The organism is Iodobacter fluviatilis, from assembly GCF_900451195.1.
Lineage (GTDB): Bacteria > Pseudomonadota > Gammaproteobacteria > Burkholderiales > Chitinibacteraceae > Iodobacter > Iodobacter fluviatilis.
In genome coordinates, this window is the sequence record NZ_UGHR01000001.1 from 1340074 (window position 1) to 1360920 (window position 20847).

The window sequence follows — 20847 nt, forward strand, 5'->3', positions numbered from 1 at the left end:
GTCAATTGATAATTAAATAGTAAAAATAAGGACCTTATTTATGCCTAAAAGACTTTTATCTGCAAATAAAATGGAGAGTGTGTCACCGAGCCATTGCTCCCCTTTAGTGTTTCGCCCAAAGTCAAGGCTGCCTCTAATTGGCGTTAAGATGGTTTTGCCAAGTGAAAATTTTAGTCACGATGTGCAAAAGAATGCTGATTTGTTAGACCGCCTAAAAAGCAAGTTTACAGAACAAAAGGGGGAGATGGGGGCCGCAACTAGTGATAAATGCCTACAAATTATCAAGGAGGTTGACACAATTCTTGTTAGTGGAGAATTCGAACTGGGAGAAAAGGAATATGCCGAGCTTTCGCTAAAGTTTAAAGAATTAAAGAAACAGTTTTTGAAGTGTGGTAATCAGGAAGTCTCTAAAGATTTGATTTCATTGAGTCGTTATTTAGAGGTGGAGATGAAGGCTAAGTGGGCTGAGTTATGTTGTCTAAAACAGCAATCTCATCTTGAGAGAAAATATCATGAGTTTGATCAACCAGGCATATATAAAGAAAAGGGCGGGGAGTTAGTTGTTGGGGTAGGGTTTGGCTTAGAAATGGCTGGAGTAGGGGGTAAAGTGAAAGGAGGGGTGAAGGGAGGCTTTGCTCATTTTATGGGAAGTAATGATGATGGTAGCGTTTCAGTAGGGGAGCGACGCACGTTCGGAGTTTCTGTGGGGGGCATCGCTGGGGTGGGGAGCCTAGGGGTAGAAGGAGAAGTAAAAGGTACTCATTCACGTGAATATAATAGCAGTAAGCATTATGCCCTAAACAAGAATATCTGCGGCTCGCGTAAAAAGAGTGCTGGGCAAAGTAGGGCATTTTTAGGTCTTTTTGAAAAAAACGAGTTGGATAAGTATCCGGATATAATTCAGGCTGCCATCAATCAGAAAGCCGCCATGCCCCCTTTGAGGGATAGCACTGATTTCTTCTGTTCCTCCTACCCTAGTAGGAGGGCCCTTGCCCCTGTCGGTTGCACGCTTCCAAAAGGTTTTCGCTGGACGCCAAGCTTGCAGCAGGAAATAAACAGGCTTACTTCGCCTACTATCTTGGAGCTCTCTCCTTCGAGTCCAGACTCCATCATTGGAAAAAATTCTATAGCCCCCCCGGTGGAGGCTAATTCGCGAACATTTAAGTTGGCAGCTAAGCTGGGTGTTGAGGTTTCTGGATTTAGTGTAAGTATGGGTGGAGCTGTCGAAGAAACTAGCACTGAAGTAAAAGTGCCGGTGCCCCTGCAAAATATTATTGAAAGCCAAGCTAAGGATTTAGAGCAAGAACGGCTAGAGCTTGTACTGGAGTCTGCATACAGTGCTGCATATGAAAGGTTTCCTGCCGTAAGGCCCATTTTTAGATCTTGGTTTTTTGCTAACAAATCTGTTTCTGAGGCTGAGTTAAATAATTTAACGAATGTACTTGAAGATCAATTCAATAGTTTCTGCCTTAAAGTGCAGAAATATGATCACGCAATTGACACCGCATGTTTAAGTGAGCGTAAGTTAATAAAAGATGAGTATGAGGCGATATGGGACAGTGAATTTAAGACTTGCCGAGAACATGTGCTCGCTGATTTATGTAAACTGCATGCTCTTCTGCTTCATCAAGTTGTTAAGTGTGATTCGCATGAGGCTGTGTTGGCTCGGCTAAAGAGCATGGGCGCTCAATTATATTCGCCTCCTATTTCTTTTGACAAAAAGGTGTTTTCTAAGCAAACAAGCTTTACTGATATTTTAAAAGTACAGAAATATTCACGGATTGTGGAGCTTAACTTAGCTGCAGGTATGCCTGTTCTTGGGATTAAGGGCAAGGCAATGCTTACAGAAGCTCGCTTGAGTAATCCCAATATGTATCGTGCAGGGAGCTATCGGGATCTGACGCTAACACTAACAGGCACCTTATTAGATGCTGGTGGTCTGAATAAAATTGCAGAAAAACTGGCAAATCAAATTAATTTACCAGGAATTAGTGCCGATATACTAATTGCCGAACTTGGAAAAATATCAGGAAGCTTGCAGTGTGAGTTAGAGGGCGGTGTGAAAGTTATGTTTCGATTTTTTCAACCCAATTATCAGAAAGCACAGGGATTTCCTGATAAGGCCAAAGGGTATCAGCTGCAATTGACTCGAGTGAGTACGGAGCGGAGTGTTAAATTAGCGGGTGCAGTGTCGATTCCTACTCCCGTTGCAGGCCTCATGATCGATATAGGGGGGCGGCTGAGTAATGCGGCTAGCCATGTGCTTTTAGAACGCTGGGGGGAGAATAGTCTCAGCGCACCAATGATGCATTATACCAATTTAAAAGCAATTGATGAAAGTTCAAGGTGGGCGGCTCTATCAAATACATGCTTATATAAAAAGTCACCTACTGGTGAGGATTTGTTTCTAAAATTGGCAAGTAATTTATGTAACATAGAATCAGCGGTCCATCATGAAGTTAAATTTTTTCTCAGCAGTCAAGATAAGAGTCTAGGCTCAGAGGATCATTTTTCCCGAGATTTCTTCAATAATATGCTCAGTTTTGTGAAGTTTGATAATCAAGATAATCGTAAGTTAGCACAGGAATGCTTGGAAAAATTAATAGAGCGACAATTCCTGCTGTGGCAGGAAGAAAGATTAAAGTTTACAGGTAGAGTTCGAGGAATGGAGATTCAGTAGTTTTAGAAGTTTAGACTTATCTGGTAAATCTTATTTTGATTCATTAGCAGACGGCTAGGCAAACCTGTAAATCTTTCCGTTCAAATACATTTGCAAATGAGATTGTTGGTGGCCGTTAAGGCGGTCACCAAATTTGATAAGGAAATGATTCAATGCAATCGCCAGTTTTAAATGGAGACCATTCATTTCTTTGAGGCCTGTGCAATCAAAAAAATAAATAATTTTTTTCCATTTTATGGCACCCCTCTCCTCGGTTAAATGATCGTTTTTTGAAAGCTAAATGCCAAAAGTATCGACATAATGCACTTTTTTTACCTGATTATGTGTGCTGTGGGTTTGTTTTTTATGGATTCAGCCTTGTGCCGATATTTTTCTAGGTATCTAGTAAATCCAATTACTAATTTTTTTATTGTTTAAATCCTGAAGGAATAGCTATTATGACCGTTAATTTATTTAGTAGATCTCCACAATTAAATGCTGGGCGAGTGCAGCACTTAATGGCTAATAAAAGTGATGAAGATTCTAAAATGACCCCCTTAGATAGTGTGAAAGATTTTTTTTGCGGTGGTGTCAAATCTACGCTACTAAAAACATCTGATGAACGATTACGTTCATTGGTTAACTATTGTGAAAATAAGTCAAGTTTCACAAGCCCTGAAAAGGCAATAGAAATTTTCAATGAGTTGAAGTCATTGTATGCTTGCCCTGAAAAATTTCGAATGGAGGTTCAGGGCGATCATTTAAAATTTTTCGTGGGCGATAATAGTATTGCAGAATATCCTCTGTCTGGTGATGAAAGTGAATGTGTTGGATTGGCAGAATCTATTCTACCTGAGTGTAAATTTCATATAGGGCCCAACATATTTAGCAATGACTTGAACGTTGCGGTAAAGGGGATGTATCAATCAGCGGGTAGCGCTGATAAAGTTGGTTCATGCGTCAAGATAGAAGTTGAAAAAAAAGGAGTTGAAAAAAATGATGACTTGGTCCTTCGTTTTAAAATAAATGATACCTTGGTAAGGGAAACTTCAATTTCAAGCGATGTGCTGAGTAATATGGCTAGTTCTTTTGATGGCTTCCCATGGGTTGGAATTTTTGAATTTATTGAAGCTAAAAACGAAGCGTCGCCATATGACAAAGCTTTTGGATTTGATTATAAATTTCTTAATTTCGAAGTGTCACATGACTGTCCAGATCGCGGATTTAATTTTCCTGTCGCGTTGAATGAGTTCATAGATAGGCGTGAGCCGAATTTAAAGGTGATGAGGCTTTTGGCGAATATGTCATTTAAGCCTGAATGTAAGCTAGAAGATTTGACGAAGACATTAAGGTACATTCAAGATAACCTAATAAATCGCTCGGTATTATCAAATCCTCAGCCCGTCGACGATATAGTATTCCATAATAATATGGAATTGGTATTTTCCGAGGAGCACATCCCAACAATGGATGCACTATGCGCGCTAAATACTTCCTTTTCAGGAGAAGAGCGCCTAGAATTGGGCTTGGGTATGGAGGCGTTAGTACAGAAAAAAATGGAGGGTATGGGCGGTACGCCTACTAGGGTCAGTAAATTTTATGCTATGCGTTTTAAAGAAGATTGTAAGATAGAACATTTAAAACAAACACTCACCTCTATAGATGCATTTGCTCGGTCTCGGTTTCCTGAGGGCGATTTGAACATCCAAGGGCCAGAGAGAGTATTTGTAGAAAAAGATCGTGTCGCAGGCGAAAGGATAACCTTTTTAAAGGAAATGAATGTCGTATTTCTCACGAGAGACTCCTATACGGCTGAAGTATGGCGATCAGTGTCTTTGTTGAAGAATCGTGAAGAAATGACATCTGATTTTGACGAAATAAAAAAATTAATAAATGAGAAAATTATCGATGTTGAGCAGAAACTGACAATGGCTAATGCTCTGAATAAGAGTGTTGAAATTAACCCTACTGAGCCTAAACAAGTTAATGTTGATGTAGAAGTGTTGTCGATGGCTGAGCCAATGGAGAAAGCACTAGTAGCATCTAAACGTGCAGGTGGCGCTGAAGGTCATATTAATGGTTACGCAGAGTTCAAAAAACATATGATGACTGTATCAAAATTAAAAGTTGATCCCCTACAAATAGAAAAAAATAATGCTGCTCTCGATGCGATTGGGTCTCTTTTAGAGAGTGGTATTTTATTGCCGAATAAAATAAAAGCAGAGTTGAAAATTATTTTTGAAGCGTTTTCAGTTGGTGCTTTCGATGCTTATTCTAAACTTACGCTTGAAAACTTTTTGGGGGAAATAGGGGATGATGCTAATAGAATTGGGCTTCTTAAGGCAATGAAGATCAAGCTAGAAGAATCTTTAGAATTTTCAACGCATCTATAAAAAAACCAAGCTGACCTCCATTAGGTGGGTATAAATAAGCTAAGGGCTGAGTTCTGTATTGCACAGGAATCAGTCCTGATAGTTTTTGCCCGTGAAGCGTCAGCGCCATTAGTGGTGGGTAATCTATGATAATCCCCCCATTTTTAAGCTCACTTAAAAGTAGAGGTTAGGCATGTAATGCCAGTTTCTGTTTTGGGGTGATGCCGCCCAATCCCATATGCGGGCGCTCGCTATTGTAAGTCCAAAGCCATTGCGTTGCAGTTTCTTGCACTTCAGCAAGGCTTTCAAAGTCATCGCAGGTCAGCCATTCATAACGCACGCTGCGATTATAGCGCTCAATATATGCGTTTTGCTGTGGATTGCTAGGCTGAATATCAGCCAATTTAATCGATTTTTGCTCTGACCAATTCTTTAAGAGGTACTAAGATATTCAGATCCATTATCTGATCGAATTCGCTTAGGCTACCGTGCCATTCGATGATTTGATTCAGGCTGCGTATGACGCGTTTTGCTGGCAGCGAGAAATCGACTTCAATCCCTAATCCTTCCCGATTAAAATCATCAATTACGTCAAATAAGCGAATGCTGCGACCATCGGCCCATTGATCGTGCATAAAATCCATCGACCACGTTTCATTTTTTGCCTCTGGCACCGCTAATGGCGCTGGCGTTTCACGATATATGCATTTTTTAGGCTTTATCTGCAGATTTAACTTTAAATCACAGTAAATCCGGTAAATGCGTTTATGGTTTCAGCATTTTTTATTGCGCAGATGTAAAAAGCAGAGGCCAAAGCCCCAGTTTCGATTCGTTTCAGTGAGCTGAATCAACGTTAAAAATGAGCTGGTTTTGTGGGGGAATTACCTAGCGAGACTTGACAGCTAGAGAGCCTGATCAATACGTAAAACTCATCTGCACTAAGGCCTTACGCCAGTACTAAAAATTAATCTAACTTTATGGTTTTTATGACAAAAATACGCGCATTAAATACTGATTTATCACCCTACCAGCTTGGTAAAACTGATGTGAAAATACATTTAAACCATGCTGGTGTGGATACTGTCAGGTTTACAACGATGAGTAACCTAACCTCTGTTCAGAATGTAGTAGGTGGAGTTTCTCCCTCTTGGTCAGGACATACATGGTCAGATGCCTTAAGAGGGGTTGCTGCTGAATTTCGATTTGCTAATTACTCCTCGCTATTAACTTTCCCTGCAAACGTCTTTGGCAGATTATTTTGGATGCTGAAAAATGGAGGCCCCCCTGATGACTTCTCAGTATTAAAAAATGAAAATAAACAGCTGTGTGCGGCCGATGCTCATGACTGCAATCCGCCCTCTACTTTAACGTCCTTGCCTGAGCAGCTGAGTGATTATGAAAGTGATAATGAAGAGGAGGATGACAATCGTTGGGCTAAACATAACAAGGAATGCAAAGAGGATCGTGAAAAGAGTGTTAGAAAAATAACTGAATGGCAACCCATGCCCACGCGGGCTTGGTTAGAGCCCTTGGTAAAGCTCATTGATAGCGGAATGCCGTTCGTGCATCGTTATGTCCAAGGAGTGCCTGTATTGGGCTCACCTCCAGAGGTGAAAAAGACAGTGCTGCCTTTGGAACCTATGGATGATTTTAGGTATGCATATAACTTTATAAATAAAGCGATCAATCGAGAACGACTAATTAATGACCTTAATAGCGCACTTGATCATTTGGAATTGAGTCTGGAAAAAACACCAGAGGCTTATCATGGAGTCTTGAACAAAGGGAGAGAGCTCTCTGCCAAGTTAACAGACACTTTCTTCAATAGTCTGAATATAGAGCTAGCATTTGAAGTGTTGGTATATCTCCATTCAGATAAGACTATTGAAGCCTTTAGTGGTAGGAACGCTGATTGCGGGAATGGATACGCCGTTTATAAGAGTAGCCCCAGCCAAGCAGACGAGTTTTCTTCACGCCAATACCAAGCAACGCAGATTTTTGCTGCCAACTCCTCACCGATTGCTCCGCTCGTAGAGACTAATAATGCAGTACAGGCGGCATCTTACTGGGGGTGGGGTTATAACTGGTTGGAAGAGCACCTAAGCAAGCCAGTCAAGCACATGGACCATATGTTGAGTCGCTTGATGGGGGTATTTCCTATCGCTGATGGGTATCTACTTCCCCCTAAGAGCACAGATATAACTTATATAACTGACGCACTGCCCCTCCAAGCTTACAGCACTCAAAGTCAGGCACTGTCGTTGATAAGTACGCTTACCGAGAGAGTGACAACAAATAACACCGCCATTAGAGCCGAGAATATTACGGGGTCGACTGAAAATGAAATAGCTGTCTCAAAAACTGAGGAGACTATGCGAAATACTGAAAGTAAAGTAGTTGATACAAGTTCCTCGGTATTTTCTTTGGATTTAAGTCGAGATATGCTTTATGAGCTAATCAGAATAAAATGTTACCGTTTCATGGCTGATACAAACCAGGACCAGAAACGTAGAGATGCCGTATCTAAATATTATTATGAAAATAAAGGCGGAGTAACTATTTGGAGAGGGAATGCCCTTATGGTTGATCTATTTGCGATAGAGTATCAAGGTGGCCTTGTTGTATTTAGTGTATCTCAGGATTGGCATACCTTCATTCCAAAGACTCAGCATACATATTCGACTAGGACTTATGGTTACAGCGTCAATATGCATAGGTATGTTAGGGTGAAGCATCATACACAGGATATATTTGACTACTCCAAAAATGAAGAATTCAAATCAAAAGCTCGAGCTGGGTGTCCACGATATGAGTCAGAGTTGGGTGATTGGATTTTTGCTGGCCCACAAAAGGGAAAACCGTACACGCCGATGCTTACCCTATCGGGAGAAAAACCTATTGTAGACACAATATGGGAATATATTAATCCAGCCAAAATTAATGTTTCTTTCGGAATGTACGTGCCATTTTTTTACAAATTTCAAAATAATTTACAGCTATATAAAAGTGAAGAAGTATTATTGTTGCAGCAGCTTATTGATGATGTGTCTAATGGAGTAAAATTGTCGAGAGACGATTATGTCTTAGAGACGATTGCCCCTGTTTACCTGAAAAAGCAATTGGCGTTGGCACACTCCCCTTTTTTTGAACCAGTAACTTACATTAAAGATGTCATAAATAATGAACTTGGGAAATTAGAAAGAAATAAGGTAGTGAAAACTGGTTTAACAGCTGATAGCTTGCTAACAATTAAGACAGCCCACGCTAATCTATCGGATTTTGTTGAGGGAGAGCACACTGTATCTGTTTTTCAATTGTTGACTGGGGCGTTTGCAAGGGAAACATATTTTCAATTGCTCAGTGTTTCTAATGATAATCATGCAGAAGTAATTACGAAATTAAGTACTAAAATAAGAAATTTACAGTATGATTTTATAAATGAAATAAATAATTATAAGAATAATTTTGATAGAATGCTTGCATTGCGGTTGGTTCTTAAGTCGTTGATATTTGATAAGTGCCTAAGTTTTATTGGTGATTCATCAGTAAATGATAAAGAAAAAAAATTAATAACTAAATTATTAAAGGGTGAGGTTAAGCCCATGGAGGTGAGTGTCGACAATACCGTGCTCAATAATGTTTTTTTTATTCCTTCAGGATCTATTGATTTCAAACATGAAAAAATGAAAGATGGAGTGTACTTTTATGATTATTTTAGTGAAGGCATTTTAATTTCTTTGAAATTTAATAAAATTATTTTAATAAAAGATATCCATTCATTGGAGGCCACTTTATCAGGCAAAGAGTTCAAAGAATGGGTCTCTGAAAGTTTGCCTGTTAGTATGTATACAAAATACTCTAGTGGTTTTAGTTTGAAGGAAGTTTTTCCAAATAAATCTGATTTACAAAAGGATTTGCATTACAAAATGACTGATATGGGTGGTTTTAACCTACTAACGCCTAGAAAACACGTTTCTAGCCCAGTACGTTTTAAAGAAGTAACTGATATAAATGCACTAGCAGAAATGTTTTCCAGTACTCTAATTGAATATACTAAATTAAATGTTGATACTTTGTTTTATACTTCGAATGAAGAGTTTCATTACCGTGGAGTGGTGATAGGGAAGGTGATTTTAGGCGGGCTAGCTATTCCAGTATCCGCAGTCGCTTGCTTGCCTTTGGGCCTAGTAGGTGTGATGGGGGTTGCTGCTATTAGCGGTGGCATTACGGCAGGGCATATTGGGTTTGCTGTAGATGATTATATAAACGCGAACGGTGATGAAGCAACATCCAATTTAATTGGATCAGTCGCATTAGCCCCACTATGTCTTATTCCTGGTATTCGTGTTGTAAACACACTTACAAACCCTGCACGAATGATGAGGGGATTTTTGACTATAAAATCCACGGCAATGCTAATGAAAAAAACAATTCAAAGAGGGTTTTTATGGCAAACGTCAACCCTTCATGAAAAATATACAAAACTAAATACGAATACTTTTGCTGTGACTTCGTTTTCTCGCATCCTTGGAAAAGATCGTACCTTAAGATTGTTGAACGATCAGTTACATTCACCCTTATCTTTAGGCTATATATCATCAGAACGCAGTGTGGTGAATCAGTCTAATAGACTAATGACTGAATATAAAAGAACATACCCACTTTTTTCGAATAGGCCGTCCCAAGTTGCTAATGTGGTTCTTCACGAGCCAATACGGGAACTTGTTAGTGTCGGCTCATCTTCAGTATTGCCTGTGCCGCTCATAAACTCTCTTGAGGCTTTGCGTAAAAATCCAGTGATCAGTGCCATGATGGCAAGCCCTAAGGAGAATTGTTTTGCAATTCTGAGACCGACTGCGGATTTTATGTTGAGCAAAGGGATGACGAGTATTCAATACCGTGGACTGTATATGTGGGTCAATGGTAGCGATGAAATGCCTATGAATCACTTTGTTGTCATAGGGCGCTTAAACGGGGCTGACTATGTTTTTGATCTGACTGCAGGGCAATTTCCTGGCATTGACGGGCCCCAAATTTTGTCTTTGGGAAAATGGGAGGCACTTTACCAAACTACATGGACACGCAAGCTTATTAAGTATGGGGATTTTAATACCATAAATGAGGCTTCTAATAGGTTTCCTGCTTCCCTTCCTGGGCAGAGTAGTCTTTTTGAGGTGATGGGTGGAACGCAAATATTGGTGGCACCGAGCTGGTATCGTGCCCGATACGTAGGTGCGCCTGTGGCCCCTTTAAAGATGCCGGTTGCTTTTGGTCGTCGTAGCCCTTTAGAGCAGGCAGTAAGAAGCAGCATACTCTCTCGTCAGCAGACTAAGAGTTATGAATATGCTACGGAGATGTTGCAAAAAGCAAAGATTCTTAATGTGCCTCAAACTTCCAGTCTGAACCAAGAATTCAAAAGAATGTTGCCCGAGGTCGTTTCTGATGTTAATAAAATATTTACGAAATCCCGTTTGATCACAAGCCTTGATGCTGCTTTACGGATACCGTCGGGTGAGTTGGTGGTCTTTATGCAAGATGGAAAGCTGCTCCATGTCATGGTTTCTTTGGGTAATGGTCGTTTAGTGGGAGCAAATAATAATATTCTAAGCCCGTTTCTAGACAGTACCAGACAGGTTGTGCTTCCAGAGCAATTGGGCACTTTCAGTGAAACTGGCCTAGAACGGTGGGACGATAGTAGGGCTTTGAAAAAGGCCATAAACACTTCAAAACTACAGGTGTACGCAGGGGCCCCAAACGGTGCTACTCCAAGTACCACATCAATTTTAGCGATAGCGCAAACAGAAATGGCTCTTTCTCCGAGGCAAGATGGATTGAGAAAACTAATAAGCGTTATGGAGGGGGCCGGTGAGCTTTCATCAGAGCAAGCTGCTGCGTTCCAGTTGCGAATAAAGTCTGTCTTAATGTCTGGTCATTTTGAGTCTGAGGAGGCTTGGAAAACACTAATTCATAAACCGCAAAATATTCAAAAAGCAGGGTTAGCAAACCTCCCACAAGGAACCATTGTTTTGGTCAAAGAAACCTCTAGTAGATCAATATTAGTTACTTTGGGGGGGATAAATTTTTGTCGTTTAAGATGAATATGGGGGTGCCAGAAACAAAGATCATCTCATCTAGTAATATTGCACTGGAGTCTGAATTTTTATTTGGCAAGGCTAATGTGCATAATGAATTAAGGGTGGCTTCATTACTTGGTCGTGATGCTTCTTTTAATTTTAATGAGCATACGTTGACTATTACTGCTCATGGTGCGCCTGGCATTACCAATTATATGGATGCGAAAGAGCTTGCAAATATCATAAAAGGTTTAATGATCAGTAAAGAAAGCCGACTGGATCAAGTACGGCATATTGAATTAAACTCTTGCTTTGGGGCATTTGGGAGGTATTCTACAGGGCAAATTTTGGCTAATGAATTTGACATCTCTGTGACTGCTTATCGTTGGAGGTATAGCGCTGCAACTGCTGATGATTTTTTGAATAAAGTTAAATTTAAGCCTGTTCCTACAAGTACAAATAATCATCAAGAAATCTTGGAGAGTATGGGTAGAGAGCATGTCAGAAAGCATGAGTTTTGGAATTATTTATTAATGTTCTATAAAATGCATCTTTCACGAAGCCGTCGTTCTGCGGATGGAGTAGATGAGGATTACCCGGACTTCAAAGATGTAATGTTGTTTGCTTTGAAAAAGCTATCCGTCAATGATTTTTTAGAGAGAAATCAATGGTTTTATGGTGTTCAGGACCCGAACTTGTCAGATGCCCAAGTAGAAGCGTTTAAACTTCGTATGAAAATGGCATTGAACGAGATTGTTTCTGAGGCCTCGGCAACCACAAGTAATATTTCTGAGGCCTCGGTAACCACAAGTAATGTTTCTGAGGCCTTTACTATCACTAACTCCTTGCTGATGCCAGAAGATTCAAATCTTGAGGCGTTGTTTATGGAGCGATGTGCGAAAATTTTTACATTAAATCAGTATGCTTATCGGAGAGTGGATAGGTTTATTTCGGGGTAAACTCCTTAAAGGTAATTGTCAAAGTAGTTGAGATATTTTACGATTTAGGCTGCCCCCCTGTGTCTAGTTGAGATATTCCCTTTTCAGGGATTCCAACTTACTCAGGGGGCTGGTTACTCATCATGTCGCGTATTCCCAAGGCTCGTAAAGAGGCCATCCTAAGCAAAATGCGTGCACCTCATCCGGTCAGCATCCGCCAGTTGGCTCTGCAAGAAAACCTCTCCGAAGCCACGCTGTACAATTGGCGCAATCAACTTCGTCAGGAGGGCCGCCCCGTGCCCGAACATCATCGCAATCCTCAAAATTGGTCTGCTCAAACCCGTTTTGCCGTGGTTGTCGAAACCCTTGCCATGTCAGAAATCGAGCTGAGTGAATATTGTCGGGCCAAGGGTTTATTCCCAGAGCAGGTCAAACAATGGCGCGATCTCTCCATTCAGGCGCAGGGCCAGGCTGAAGCCAGCACGCCGGAGCAGGCGCAAGAAAACAAAACGCTGCGCAAGCAAAACAAGCAGCTGGAGCGGGAAATTCTGCGTAAAGATAAGGCGCTGGCGGAGGCGGCCGCGTTGCTGATTCTGCAAAAAAAGCTGCGCGCCCTTTGGGGCGAACCCGAGGAAGACTGACCTCACTGGAGCAACGAGAGCGGCTAACCTCGTGGATCAGACAGGCATGCCATGCCGGTGCGCGCTTATATCGTGCCTGTGAAACCATCGGTATTTCGGTGCACAGCTGGTATCGCTGGCAGGCTGCTGGCGAGGTGCTTGCGGATCAGCGGCCCTTGGTCAAGCGGAATGATCCGGCGAACAAGCTGAGTGAAACGGAGCAGCAGATGATTTTATCGGTCTGTAATAGCCCGCGTTTTAGCAGCGTTCCGCCCAGCCAGATCGTACCGATTCTGAGCGATGAAGGCTGCTATTTAGCGTCTGAATCAACCATGTACCGTGTGCTGCGGCAAGCCCATCAGCTGCAGCATCGCGGCCGGGCTGCCAAAGCGGTACGTAAAGCTAAGCCGACCAGCTTCACCGCCACCGCCCCGAATCAAGTCTGGGTGAGTGACATCAGTGTGCCGCAGCAAGCGGCGTAAGAGATGAGGGTATGGCCCCTCGCCATCGGCTTGCAGGAGCAGGTGGCAAACCACCGTAAGCGGCACAAGTCAAAAGCTTGTGTCGTGAGCGTTACGGAAAAGGCGTCCGTTGAGGCGTCAGGTATGGATTAATGAAGGCGAACAACCGTGAACTGCCGTTCAAGTGTCGAAAGTGTTCAGATGACATCAAAACCGGGGAGTGATGTTGCTCCGGGATTAGCTTGGCCGTTACCTGCTTACGGGTCAAGCGGTGTCCGGCATAGAGGCAGCGTCAGCGTAATCCGGGCTCTTATGTTGAACTGCGGGAACCTTCGGTGGCGATGGCAAGCGAAAGGCACAAGCCGACAAGGCGAGGCTGATAGTAGCGATGCGCCACCAAGGGGCGGAGCAGCTCGTAGTAGTGATGAAACCGCTGTAATGGCGGTGGAGGGTAATCCCCCCATTTTTAAGCTCACTTAAAAGTAGAGGCTAGGCATGTAATGCCAGTTTTTGTTTCGGGGTGATGCCGCCCAATCCCATATGTGGGCGTTCGTTATTGTAACTCCAAAGCCATTGCGTTGCGGTTTCTTGTACTTCAGCAATACTTTCAAAATCATCACAAGCCAGCCATTCATATCGAACGGTGCGATTATAGCGTTCAATATACGCATTTTGCTGCGGGTTGCTGGACTGAATATAGGCCAATTCAATCGATTGTTGTTCTGCCCAATTTTTTAATATGTGACTAATGTATTCAGGGCCATTATCAGACCTGATTCGTTTTGGTTTACCGCGCCATTCAATAATTTGATTCAGGCTGCGTATTACGCGTTCTGTATGCGTCCAGCGTGTCCACCTAGTCGATCGCGTCGATTTGGATTAGCCGTGCAGCGGCAGTAATTCATCAATTCGGCTATTGGGCCAGGTGGGCAGTTTTTCCAAGGTAGCCTGCAGCCATTGCGATGGCTCTATCCCGTTGAGCTTGGCTGTGGCCAACAAACTTTGGATCGCTGCAGCGCGTTTGCCTGCACGTTCGCTACCGGCAAATAACCAATTCTTCTTGCCAATCGCAATGGGGCGGATGGCGTTCTCGATGGGATTGTTGTCAATCGGCAGATCGCCCGTTCCGGCATAGTGAATCAAAGCAGGCCAACGGCGTAGCGTGTAGTCAATGGCTTTGGCCAAGCCGCCACCATGGGCCACATTCGGGCGCAGTTTCAGTAGCCAATCATGCAAAGATTGCAGTTCGGACTGACTGTTTAGGGCGCGGCTTTGTGCGCGTTGGTCTGCGGTTTGATCTTTGGCCTGTTCTTCGATGGCGTACAGGCGCGCAATACGTTGCAAGGCTTCTGCCGCCACCGGATGCCCGCCCGCAGCATGCAGCTCGAAGAATTTACGTCGAGCGTGTGCCCAGCAGCCGAGTTCTCGCACGCCATTGGCGAACAAAGCTTTGTAGCCACTGTAATCATCAACCATCAGCGTGCCGCGCCAATGCTGCAAATAATGGGCGGCGTGTTGCCCACTACGGCTGATTTGATAGTCAAACACCACTATCGGTGGGCTGCCGCTCAAATCATTGCTGCGATACGCCCATAAATAGGCACGTTTGGTTTTGCCTTTACCGGGATCCAGCTGCTGCACCGGGGTTTCGTCCGCATGCAGGCTGGTTTGCTGGCGCAGTTTCTCACTCAGGCGGTCTGCGAGTGGTTGCAATGCCACTCCAATCCGGCCGATCCATTCACTCAAGGTGCTACGCGCCAGAATGACTTGTTGGCGCGCAGCAATTTGTTCGAGGCGGTACAGCGGTAAGTGATCGAGGTATTTGCTCACCGCCACCCAGGCTAATAAGCCCGGCGTCGCCATTCCGCCATCAATCACGGCGGGAGGGACTGGCGCTGCGGTGATGGTTTCGCACTGGCGGCAGGCATATTGCGGGCGGATGTGGCGCACCACAAAGAAACGGGCTGGTTCGATGTCCAGCTGTTCGCTCACGTCTTCGCCGATCTTAACCAATTTGGCTTGGCATTGCCCGCAAGTGCATTGCTCGGGTTCGTGCCGAACCTCGACGCGCTCCAGATGTTCGGGCAGTGGCTGACGACCCGCACGTGGGCGTGGTTTTAGGCGGGAAACGGGGGCATCGTTGCTGGCTGGCGTTTCATCCAGCTCAGCGGTGATGGCGGCCAGATCCTGATCCGCATCATCTTCAAACAGCTGCTTTTGCTCGACCGACAGGGCTTCGCTCTTGGTGCCAAAGCGGATGCGCTTTAAATGCGCCAGTTCTATGACCAGCTTCTGGTTTTTTAGCTCCAGAGATTGAATGTGCTGATCACGAGTTGCAAGTTGCGCCTGCAGCTGCGCCACCAAAGCCTGAGCCTCCGCCAGCGAGGGCGAATTTGTAGCCATAGTGGGATGATTGGGCGCGAGTGTCATACCCTTATTTTACTGGGCTCGAGCGATACCAGCTAGACCTGCCAATGACTTGGCGGCGTAGCGCACAAACGTTGCCAATCCACACCGCTGACGAGCCAATGCCATTGTTCTCTGGGCATTGTAAAAGTAGCCTCACCCAAAGTCGGCCAGTGGAAACGCCCAGAGTGTAAACGGCGCTGGCAGAGCCAGACGCCATTGCCATCCCAGATTAATAACTTCAGTCGCGAATGGGATCGATTGGTAAACCCATAGGCAGTGCCATCACAGGGTGAGCACCCCAGCGTTTGTTGCACCAGCAATGACAGACGTTCGATACTCCAGCGCATATCGACGGGCGTGACCAGCAAGAAGACCTGTTCGGGTTGAATCATCGCAACAAAGCCTGAATTAAAGCCAGACAGGCCTGCGCCTGATCGGCGGGCCATTCAACGCTTAAATCGCGTTGACCTTGGCGAAGGTGCAAACGAATTGGTGCAGATGCTGGCGTTGGCGTATCAGCGATTTGGATCGGTATGAAGGTCAATGCTGGTGAGGCTGGAGATACGTCACGAGAATTCGTTAACGACGAAGACTCTGGATCTGTACTGCGGCGCGCATCGGCCAACCATTTATGCACGATGTTATCGTTGAGGTCATATTGGCGCGCGATGGCTGCGACTGAAACACCGGGTTGGTGACAAGCCGCCAGCACAGCGGACTTAAACTCGGGGCTGTGCTTGCGACGAGACCTGCGGGGTGTTGATTGAAGTGGGAGTATAGCGTCCATGTGTCCACCTAAGTTTATCGTGGACACGATCATCCCAAGGAACGATAACGCTATTCAACGTGGGTCGGCTGGATGCTTACCGCGTTCTGCTGTAAACCCCCAGTCATCCCATTAACGCTAGGCTTATTTTTCTGCTAGCGCCCGCAAGGGAAGGAGCTCGTCGATGCGGCTGTTGGGCCAGGTGGGGTGTCAATCAGCGTCCAATACTTTCCACCCGTCAGCGTCCAAAAGTTTCCAGTTTGTCAGCCCGTTTTCTGCCCCTTTTTACGCTGTTTAAACCTGAACGAATCATTGCCCGTTTCCAGAATTTCACAGTGATGTGTGATTCGGTCCAGCAGTGCTGTCGTCATTTTTGCGTCACCAAATACCGTGACCCATTCGCCAAATGACAGGTTGGTCGTGATGATCAGGCTCGTTTTTTCATACAGCTGGCTGAGCAAATGAAACAATAAAGCGCCACCCGAAGCAGGAAAGGGCAGATAGCCTAGTTCGTCCAGAATCAGCGCATCAATCTGGCTGAGCTGCCTTGCCAGATGGCCGCTTTTGCCCAAAGCCTTTTCTTTCTCCAGCAAATTCACCAGATCCACTGCATTGAAGAATCTCACCCGTTTGCCCTTGTGAATTGCAGCAACGCCCAGTGCTGTGGCAAGGTGGGTTTTGCCCGTGCCGGTGCCGCCAACCAGAATCAGGTTGTGCGCATGCTCCATAAACGCAGCAGTGGCCAGTTGCTCAATCTGGGAGGCGGCCAAGGGGCTTTCTGCCCAGTCAAAGCCCAGCAGATCCCGGTGAATCGGGAAGCGGGCTGCTTTGAGCTGATAGCGCAAACTGCGCACTTCCCGATCGACCGCTTCCGCGGCAATCAAATGATCCAGCCAGGCTTCTATCGTGGCGGGTTTGCGGATCTTTTCGGCTTGCCATTCCGTCCAGGCCGCAGCCATGCCGTAGAGCTGTAATTGCTTTAACTGCAAACTACGATCAATGCAGGACATGTTGGCCACCTCGCAGATCGTCATAACGGGCGCAGTTGGCTTGCAGGGCATGCTTCAGTTGCAGCTGATCCGGCAGATTCAGTACCGCCGGCTGGGCGGGTGCTATCAGCCTGCGCATTTCATTCAAGACCACTGCTGCGGTCACCACGCCATGTTCCAGTGCTAATTCACACGCCACTTGCAAGATATCCAGCCCCGTTGTACGTGCCATTTGCAGTAGTTCAACAAAGGCCCGGTCCCCCTTTGCTTGTTTGAGAATCCGATCCCGTACCTGCTGTATCGCTGGCGGCAATTCCCATTGCACAAAGGGTGCACCATGCCGCAAAGCACCCGGCTTTTTTTCCAGAATGGGCAAATAATGCCAGGGATCACAAATCAGCTGGTCCCGGCCAAAGCAACGCGCATGCTGAGCAACCTGGATGGAGTTCGCCACCATCTCAATGTGCGTGGCCCGGATCCGCACCGATACCGCTTTGCCCGCATGGATAGCGGGGACGCTGTAACGATTCCGGTCCACACACACCAGGCAAGTGCTGGAAACACGCAACATGGCTTCGACATAACCATCAAATGCCGCCGACATGGGGCGCAAAGCAGTGCGTTCGGACTCCCAATGACTGGCAATGGAGCCCTCGTAAACCGGATGCTGGCGAGCGCCTAACTCCCGGCAGCGCTGGCTGAGCCAGGCATTCAGTGCCGCAAAGCTGGCAAACCGGGCCAGCGGCGTAAACAGCCATTCGCGGATATTGCCCACCTGATTCTCAACCTGCCCCTTCTCCCAGCCTGATGCGGGTGTGCAGGCCACCGGCTCAAACAGGTAATGATTGGCCAGCACCATAAACCGCCGGTTGAATTGCCGCTCTTTGCCGACCAGAATCGCATCAACAACCGCCTTCAGATTGTCATACACCATCCGCAATGGCACGCCACCGAAGAAGGCAAAGGCCCGGTCATGCGCATCAAAGACCATTTCCTGGGTTTCCCGGGGATAGGCCACCACAAAGCATTGCCTGCTGTCAGGCGGAAATGCGCCACTTTAATGGTCTGAAAGACGCCATTGATTTCGACCTGTTCATGACTCCAGTCAAACTGGCACACCTCGCCCGGCGCAAAGACCAAGGGAACAAAGGCCTGCTTGCTGCCGGGGGCGACGGCGCTGGACTTCCACTGTTTGACGAAACGCTGAATGCTGTCGTAGGCCCCGGCATAGCCCTCGGCTTGCAAGCCTTCAAAGAGTCGTTGAGCGGTTCTGCGCTGTGTTTTGGGCAGGTGCCGTTCAGTTTCCAGCCATTGCTCCAGGATGGATTGAAACCGGCCGAGTTTAGGCTGGGGTTGCCGGGCACGCTGGTAGGCGGGAGATGCGGTGGTTTTAAGGTGCTTGCGCACGGTAGGACGGGAGAGTTTAAGGTCACGGGCAATGGCGCTGATACTTTCGTGACTAATGAAATGACGACGCCGGATTTCGGCAATGATGTCCATGGATAACACCCCAGGTTTCTCCGGCGAAATACCGGATGGTTACACAACCGGGGTGGAAACTATTGGACGCTGTTTACCCCGGAAACCTGGAAAGTTTTGCACGCTGATTTACAAACAGGGGAGCTCGCTGCCGAGCTATTACAACGCAGCGTGCTCAGCCAGCGCTGCAGCATGAATCCGCTGGTGTTGCATTCAGATAATGGTGCGCCGATGAAAAGTTATACTCTGAAAGCCAAGATGGAGATGCTGGGGAGCGCCTCCTCATTCAGCCGTCCCCGCGTCAGCAACGACAATCCGTATACAGAATCATTGTTCCGCACGCTGAAATACTGGCCGTCCTAGCCGCACAAAGGCTTTGCCAGTCTGGAAGAAGCAAGGCGCTTTATGGATTCATCGCAACGGCATCAGGGCCAAGACAAAGCGCTTTTAGCAAAACGCCATGCCGTCTACCAGGCGGCCCGCCAAGCGCGGCCAGAGCGGTGGCGTAATACGACGCGAAACTGGAGCTGGCAAAACGAAGTACAACTCAACCCGGACCGAGTCATTGAGCCTAAAACAAGCGAGGATTTAAAGGCAGCTTAAATCGTAAAAACATCTCAACTACTTTGACAATTACCGTCGCCAATGGCGTCGATTTGACTGAAATGTAGAGTGGATCCTGTGTGTTCCTGACGAGTTTCGTACTTGTCTGATTTGTTTTGCTCAATTTGGAAGGCACAATGTGTGCTCGTTGTGAGTGTGCTGTGTTGTAACAGGCTAATGTTTGGGGCCGCTAATAAGCTCGTTGGTTGTAATAGGCAATCGGGTTTAATGTGAAATTAATTAACTTAATAAATTAGGGTAATTCGTGAGTTTTACTTTCAAAGCCTTGTCTGGTCCGCTTAATGGAGTGGAGTTTTCTCTTAGCCGTGAGGCCTACTGTATTTGTGTTGGCGCCGAGGGTGAGGGGGATGCTAAGTTGGCTGCTAGTCTGGCGCTGACTGAGCGCACCTTGTTTGTGCTAGCTAGTGCACCACAAATTAATTTCACGCTGCATTTGGATGAAGATCTCGCAGAGGATGCTTTTAGCGTTACGGTGTATTACTCGGCTCAGCATGAAAAAATTCGTCTTAAGCACAATGAAATACAGGCCGTTGGGGGCTTGCAATTTGCTATCAAGCGTTCCGACGAGCCATGGTGTGATGAGGTATTGCAAGGGAGAGGCCCGCAGTTGCTGGTTGCTGCAGCTCAGCCAAGCAAGCTTGCTTGTTCGCCCACAACAGGTAGGACTGCTTGGGTGCGGCGTTTAGGTGGGTTTGGCTGGGGCTTGGTTGTATTGCTTATTCTGTTGTTGTTGGGTGGTGGTGCGCTAGCGTGGAATGCCAAATTATCCTCCCCAAAAGTGGAGAATATTTATAATATTTTACATGGTTCGAGCAATGCCTATACGGTGAGTTTCGGACGTGATCAGATATACACTGTGTTTGCACAGACTGAACGTGACGCATTATGGGCGCGCCAAGCTCTGATGCGCAGTAGCTTGCACACTGCTTGGCGAGTGACTACGGCTTCGGATGAAAGAAGGCGTTTAAGTCCTTTGCTAGAGCGTGAAGGGATTGTGTTCTTTACCCTGCGCTTTCAAGCTCCGCTGCAGCCCACTATATTATTGAGTAGTACTCGTATGAGTAATGACTCCAGTACCCAAACACGAGTTCGTAGTTTGCTTATGCAGGTTATGCCTTATGCCGAGCAGGTGAGTATGGAGTGGCATAGCGACCTAGTAGTTGCTGAGGCTGCACAAGACAGCCTTAAACGGATTGGTCTTGAGTATCACCTGCAGCAGGGTGAAAAAGAGGTCGGTTTGTTTAGTTCAGTATATGCAGGTGATGTACGTCTGGCTGAGTTTAAGCGTGTCACTGAAGCGTTTTACGCTACCTGGGGCGATCGCTATATTCATTTTAATGCTGAATTACGTGATGATTGGCTTAAAGATAAATCATTTAAATATGGCCAAGAGGGTTATGTGCGTATGAGCCCTTCGCACTGGCTAATTGGGGAGCCAGTAGGTTATTCAAGTTAG

Annotated in this window: 13 protein-coding genes and 3 pseudogenes; 9 read left to right on the forward strand and 7 right to left on the reverse strand. The window is 45.8% G+C overall.

Annotated features, from left to right (window positions below):
- Positions 1-148: 148 nt before the first annotated feature.
- Entirely contained in the window at positions 149-2680 is a 2532-nt protein-coding gene (locus DYD62_RS06120; protein ID WP_115226537.1) for a hypothetical protein, read from the forward strand.
- Between the two features lie 437 nt (positions 2681-3117).
- Positions 3118-5052 (forward strand): hypothetical protein, encoded by a 1935-nt coding sequence (locus DYD62_RS06125; protein ID WP_115226538.1) that lies wholly within the window; start codon positions 3118-3120, stop codon positions 5050-5052.
- Between the two features lie 166 nt (positions 5053-5218).
- Here DYD62_RS06125 and DYD62_RS23965 read toward each other — a convergent pair.
- Positions 5219-5882, reverse strand: a pseudogene (locus DYD62_RS23965) (IS3 family transposase); the annotation flags it as partial.
- A 135-nt stretch (positions 5883-6017) separates the two neighbouring features.
- Between DYD62_RS23965 and DYD62_RS06140 the strand changes: the two are divergent.
- The 4 genes from DYD62_RS06140 to DYD62_RS06155 all read left to right on the forward strand — a co-directional run bounded on the left by DYD62_RS06140 (position 6018) and on the right by DYD62_RS06155 (position 13145).
- The gene (locus DYD62_RS06140) at positions 6018-11129 is read left to right on the forward strand and encodes a hypothetical protein (RefSeq protein ID WP_172476481.1); all 5112 of its coding nucleotides are present in this window, start codon (positions 6018-6020) and stop codon (positions 11127-11129) included.
- A gap of 2 nt (positions 11130-11131) precedes the next feature.
- Positions 11132-12064, forward strand: coding sequence for a hypothetical protein (locus DYD62_RS06145; RefSeq protein WP_147288263.1), 933 nt, complete (start codon positions 11132-11134; stop codon positions 12062-12064).
- Positions 12065-12186: 122 nt separating this feature from the next.
- On the forward strand, positions 12187-12684 hold the full coding sequence (locus DYD62_RS06150) for a transposase (protein ID WP_115226543.1): 498 nt from the start codon (positions 12187-12189) through the stop codon (positions 12682-12684).
- Entirely contained in the window at positions 12660-13145 is a 486-nt protein-coding gene (locus tag DYD62_RS06155; protein WP_132038783.1) for a helix-turn-helix domain-containing protein, read from the forward strand. Before DYD62_RS06150 ends, DYD62_RS06155 begins: the two co-directional genes overlap by 25 nt.
- A gap of 468 nt (positions 13146-13613) precedes the next feature.
- On the opposite strand, the pseudogene DYD62_RS06165 reads toward DYD62_RS06155, so the two are convergent.
- The 6 genes and pseudogenes from DYD62_RS06165 to istA all read right to left on the reverse strand — a co-directional run.
- Positions 13614-13970 (reverse strand): annotated as a pseudogene (locus tag DYD62_RS06165) (transposase); the annotation flags it as partial.
- A gap of 33 nt (positions 13971-14003) precedes the next feature.
- Positions 14004-15527 carry an IS66 family transposase gene (gene tnpC / locus DYD62_RS06170; protein ID WP_115226546.1) on the reverse strand — a complete coding sequence of 508 codons (1524 nt, stop codon included), beginning with the start codon at positions 15525-15527 and terminating at the stop codon, positions 14004-14006.
- Positions 15528-15586: 59 nt separating this feature from the next.
- Positions 15587-15979 (reverse strand): IS66 family insertion sequence element accessory protein TnpB, encoded by a 393-nt coding sequence (tnpB, locus tag DYD62_RS06175; RefSeq protein ID WP_207916847.1) that lies wholly within the window; start codon positions 15977-15979, stop codon positions 15587-15589.
- Positions 15922-16353, reverse strand: coding sequence for a transposase (locus DYD62_RS24380; protein WP_115226548.1), 432 nt, complete (start codon positions 16351-16353; stop codon positions 15922-15924). The genes tnpB and DYD62_RS24380 overlap by 58 nt, the downstream gene beginning before the upstream one ends.
- Positions 16354-16562: 209 nt before the next feature.
- Positions 16563-17309, reverse strand: coding sequence for an IS21-like element helper ATPase IstB (gene istB / locus DYD62_RS06185; RefSeq protein WP_115226549.1), 747 nt, complete (start codon positions 17307-17309; stop codon positions 16563-16565).
- A pseudogene (gene istA / locus DYD62_RS06190) lies at positions 17296-18797 on the reverse strand (IS21 family transposase). Before istA ends, istB begins: the two are co-directional and overlap by 14 nt.
- 87 nt (positions 18798-18884) lie before the next feature.
- Here istA and DYD62_RS24385 point away from each other — a divergent pair.
- The 3 genes from DYD62_RS24385 (at position 18885) to DYD62_RS06200 (ending at position 20847) form a co-directional block, all read left to right on the forward strand.
- Positions 18885-19130, forward strand: coding sequence for a DDE-type integrase/transposase/recombinase (locus tag DYD62_RS24385; RefSeq protein WP_218586911.1), 246 nt, complete (start codon positions 18885-18887; stop codon positions 19128-19130).
- 42 nt (positions 19131-19172) lie between these two features.
- Entirely contained in the window at positions 19173-19370 is a 198-nt protein-coding gene (locus tag DYD62_RS24390; RefSeq protein ID WP_207916839.1) for a hypothetical protein, read from the forward strand.
- A gap of 265 nt (positions 19371-19635) precedes the next feature.
- Entirely contained in the window at positions 19636-20847 is a 1212-nt protein-coding gene (locus DYD62_RS06200) for a PrgH/EprH family type III secretion apparatus protein (RefSeq protein ID WP_115226550.1), read from the forward strand.